Annotated in this window: 3 protein-coding genes; all 3 read left to right on the top strand. The window is 32.5% G+C overall.

Annotation, left to right across the window (positions count from 1 at the left end; genetic code table 11):
• Nucleotides 1-156: 156 nt before the first annotated feature.
• Complete coding sequence (locus tag D6734_10525) at nt 157-1,302, top strand: glycosyltransferase (GenBank protein ID RMF93255.1); 1,146 nt, start codon at nt 157-159, stop codon at nt 1,300-1,302.
• Between the two features lie 12 nt (nt 1,303-1,314).
• Nucleotides 1,315-2,337, top strand: coding sequence for a radical SAM protein (locus D6734_10520; protein RMF93254.1), 1,023 nt, complete (start codon nt 1,315-1,317; stop codon nt 2,335-2,337).
• Nucleotides 2,330-4,253: hypothetical protein (locus D6734_10515; protein ID RMF93253.1), on the top strand; the 1,924-nt coding region annotated here is incomplete at its 3' end. The genes D6734_10520 and D6734_10515, both read left to right, overlap by 8 nt.

Raw genomic sequence — 4,253 nt, 5'->3', positions numbered from 1 at the left:
ATGCAATAAGATGTTGATATTTAAAGTTAAATATTCGATATTTTTATGTAAATTCTTTGGATTTGGCTTTTTTATATCTCATAGGCTTAAACAGATATACCGAAACAATCTTTCCAATGAAATTTTTTATTTTATTTTGATAATTGAATCAACAGTATGAAAGAGAAACTGAAGATATATATTACAGGTATTAATGGAATACCTGCAAGACATGGCGGCTTTGAAACCTGTGTTGATAATGTAGCAATAAGGCATGCTGAAAAAGGGCTCGATGTAGTTGTCTATTGTCGAAGGAGAAATATTAAATTGAAAGATAAATATTATAAAGGGGTAAGGTTGGTCAAACTGCCATCATTAGGTCATAAAAGCCTTGAAACATTGAGCCATACTTTTCTTTCGGTTATACATATGTTTTTCAGAAGAAAAGATATAGTCCATATATACGGTGTTGGGAATGCAATTTTTATTTTGTTCTTGAAATTGATTGGAACGAAAGTAGTTGTTTCAGCTGATTCTTTCGATTGGGAAAGGGATAAGTGGGGAAAATTTGCAAAATGGTTCCTTTTCAATTCTGCTAAGCTTGCTACAAAGATTTCGGACGCAATTATAGTAGATTCCAAATCTGTTCAAAAATATTATAGGGAAAAATTTAATGTAGAAACTGTTTATATACCCTATGGGGCAGATATTGGAAGAAAAGCTGATAAAAAAGTCTTAGAAAAATATGGTCTCAAAGAAAATGACTACATTTTATTCGTTGGAAGACTTATTCCTGAAAAAGGAGTGCATAATCTCATAGAAGCTTTTGTAAAGCTGAAAACATCCAAAAAATTGGCAATCATTGGTGGTGATTGGTTTACAACTGATTATATAAAGCTTTTAAAAGAGAAAGCCAAAAATTCAAATGTAAGTTTTCTTGGTTTTGTGTACGGAGATGAATGCAGAGCTATTTATTCAGGTGCATATTTATATGTCCAACCATCACTTGTTGATGGCACTTCACCAGCACTTTTAACAGCTATGGGTACAGGCAATTGTGTGCTTGTCAATTCGATTCCGGAAAACCTTGAAACTATTGGCAATGCAGGATTAAGTTACGAAAAAAATGATGTTGATTCATTAAGAAATAAATTGAGTGAACTTTTAGAAAATGAGGAATTAGTGAAGGAATATAGAAGAAAGTCTTTGGAAAGAATTAGAAAAGTATATAGCTGGGATAGAGTAGCTGATTCGATTATTGAAGTCTATAAAGATACACTTTCAGGCAAAAAGATTCGAACAGATGTTTATGAAAAGGGATAAAAGCAAGGAAATATGTTCCCCCAACTAAAAGATCGTCTATTGAGAAAAGCCACAATTATCGCTGCTCGAAACAGAAGGATAAGAAATTTTATTGAAAAAAAGCGAATATCCCTCGATTTTCCCTCAAATCTTTTTATTGAACCAACAAACCGTTGCAACCTACGATGCAAAATGTGTCCCCAAAATGATGAAGATTTTATGGAAAGAGGGTTTATGGATTTTCAAACTTTTAGAAAGGTTATCGATGAAAGTGTCAATTATGGGAAAAGAACTGCGATTTTTTTCCATAAAGATGGAGAACCGCTTCTTCATGAAGGTCTTTTTGAGATGATAGAATATGCTGTTTCAAAGAAAGCTGCATACAGGACACATTTAAGCACTAATGCCCATCTTCTTTCAGAAGATAAGATAAAAAGACTTATACTGTCAGGATTAGACAGTGTCATAGTAAATATTGATGCAAATTATGAAGAGACATATAGAGCGATAAAAGGAAGAGGAGGCTTAAGCAAAGTTGAGAGCAATGTTAAAGAGATGATTAAGTTCAGAAATAGCATTGGGAAAATCAATCCTGCCATTAGAGTAAAGATTATTCCTGTCGATGAAAATAGAAACGAAATAGAAGATTTCAAAAACAAATGGAAGCATATTGCAGATGAAGTCGTAATAAGCAAAGAATTCTCATGGCCCGGAAGAAAAGGCAAGAATGGAAAAAAAAATGAATTCTTGCGCTATCGTTATCCTTGCATAAGTTTATGGCTTTCAATGACGATTAATTGGGACGGCACTGTTTCAGTTTGCTGTATAGATTATTATCATAAAGGAATTATTGGCAATGTTAAAGATGATACAATTGAGAGGATATGGAAGGGGAAGCTTTTACAGGAGATAAGAAAAAAACATATCAATGGCAATTTTTCCGAAATAGAAGTATGCCGAAACTGTCAAGGATTATGGATTCGTGATACTGTTGGAAAGAATTCAGAAAAATGGCTTATAAGAAAAATGAAAAAAGCGGGGTTATGGAATGAATAAAGACAAAAATAAATTGAATCTAAAGACAAATTATTTTGATGAAATCAAACTTTTTCTTCCTAAACTTTTACTTCTTGCTTTTTTGGATGGAATTGTGGTCCAGACAGGAACTATTTTCATAAATAGTGAGATAGTTTCATATAAAGATTCCTTTGTCATTTCGATATATCTGATAATTACCTGTCTAATTTTTATTTTGTTTGGCGGGTTAACGCTTTTTTCTCTTATCTATCTTTTTTTTCGCATCTTCAAACCATCTGTAATCGTAAGAGGGCTTCTTGAAAGGTATACCTTTTTTTTAATCTTTGCTGTGGCTGTTTTCATTCCTCTTTTGAATCGCCTCATAATGTATTTTTCCTACTATTCAATATTTCCTTTTGCAAATACTTACTACAAAATGGCTTTCCTGATGTGGTCAGCAGTTTTGATTCTAGCCATTTTTTCCATTTTAGCTGCATATATGATTACTCTATTATTTCAGATAATATACAACATATCCTTCTCTTTTTTGAAAAAGTGGCACATAGCGGCAACTGTTATTCTTCTTCTCCTTTTATCTACACTAATTCCTGTATCATATAATAAAATAAATCAAATATCATTTCATCAGATAGACCAGCAAATTTCACAAATGCCATATGGCAAGAAGAACAATGTGTTTCTAATAGGTATCGATGGAGCAACTTGGCGTATCATTGATCCACTTTTACAAAAAGGGGAACTTCCAAATTTTAAAAAACTGATAGATAATGGTGTTAGGGCTCCAATAAAAACATCCGTGCCAACATATTCACCCATTCTTTGGACTTCCATTGCTACAGGACAAAAAGAAGAAAAACATGGAATTAAATCATTTATTTTGATTTTTTTTAGAGGTGCTGAAACACCATTACATGACATTATGCAAAGGGGTTTTTTTAGCAAACTTCACTATTTGACTTTTACAGGTTTGATTAATGTTTATCCATCTAATACTTATTACAGAAAGACACCTGCAATTTGGAACATTCTTACCAGATATGGCTTATCATCAGTTGTTGTGAATTGGTTCCCCTCATGGCCCGCAGAAGAAATAAATGGCTATATGATTTCAGACCGCTTTATTAGAACTGTTGTTGCTGAAAGGAAGAATCATAATGACGCCTGTCAAAAATATCATAACCTCGTCTATCCTGACACCATATGTGAAGAAATCGCGAAAAATACTAAACGTTTTTTGTCTTCTGATTTGAAGAGGAAAGTTTATCTTACACCATTTCAAAAATATAATTATCAATCAGAAAACATTTATTTCAATTTGGCGATGGAGATGCTTGCAAGAAATGGAGAAACCAATTTTTTTACTGTATATTTAAGAGGGACTGATGACTTTGAACATAAATTTTGGAAATACAGAAATTCGGATAAGGAGAAGTTTCCTTATATAACTGAAGAAGAAAGAGAAAAATACGGAAGTGTAATCGATGATTATTATATTCAAGTTGATAAATATCTTGGAGAAGTAATAGAAAAAGCCAATGAAAATACCACTATCTTTGTAATATCCGACCATGGGCATGAGCCCTTTTTTACAGGATTGGATTCACGGCAGAATGGAGCTCATGGACTGGGTCCTGACGGAATATTTATTGCTTCAGGAAAGAATATCAGGAAAGATTTTTCAGGTAAGAAACCTTCAATCTACGATATTGCGCCGACTATTTTATATTTATTAGGTTTGCCTGTGGCACGAGATATGGATGGAGTTGTATTAACAAATATAATCAATGAAAAAATGATTGCAAGCAATCCTCCAATTTATATTGATACATATTATATGCCGAGGAAGAAAAAAGAGAAAAAAGAGGCAAAAAATAAAAAATCGATGAGTGATGAAAAATTAATGAATAAACTTAAAGCTCTTGGATATATAAATT

The sequence above is a fragment of the Candidatus Schekmanbacteria bacterium genome (assembly GCA_003695725.1).
GTDB lineage: Bacteria > Schekmanbacteria > GWA2-38-11 > GWA2-38-11 > J061 > J061.
The sequence above is the reverse complement of the archived record's forward strand: the minus strand, read 5'-3'. Positions and strand labels throughout refer to the sequence as shown.

Bases quoted from the DNA above. Each gene is read 5' to 3' on its own strand.
- D6734_10525 (RMF93255.1), top strand. From the start codon at position 157: ATGAAAGAGAAACTGAAGATATATATTACAGGTATTAATGGAATACCT.
- D6734_10520 (RMF93254.1), top strand. From the start codon at position 1,315: ATGTTCCCCCAACTAAAAGATCGTCTATTGAGAAAAGCCACAATTATC.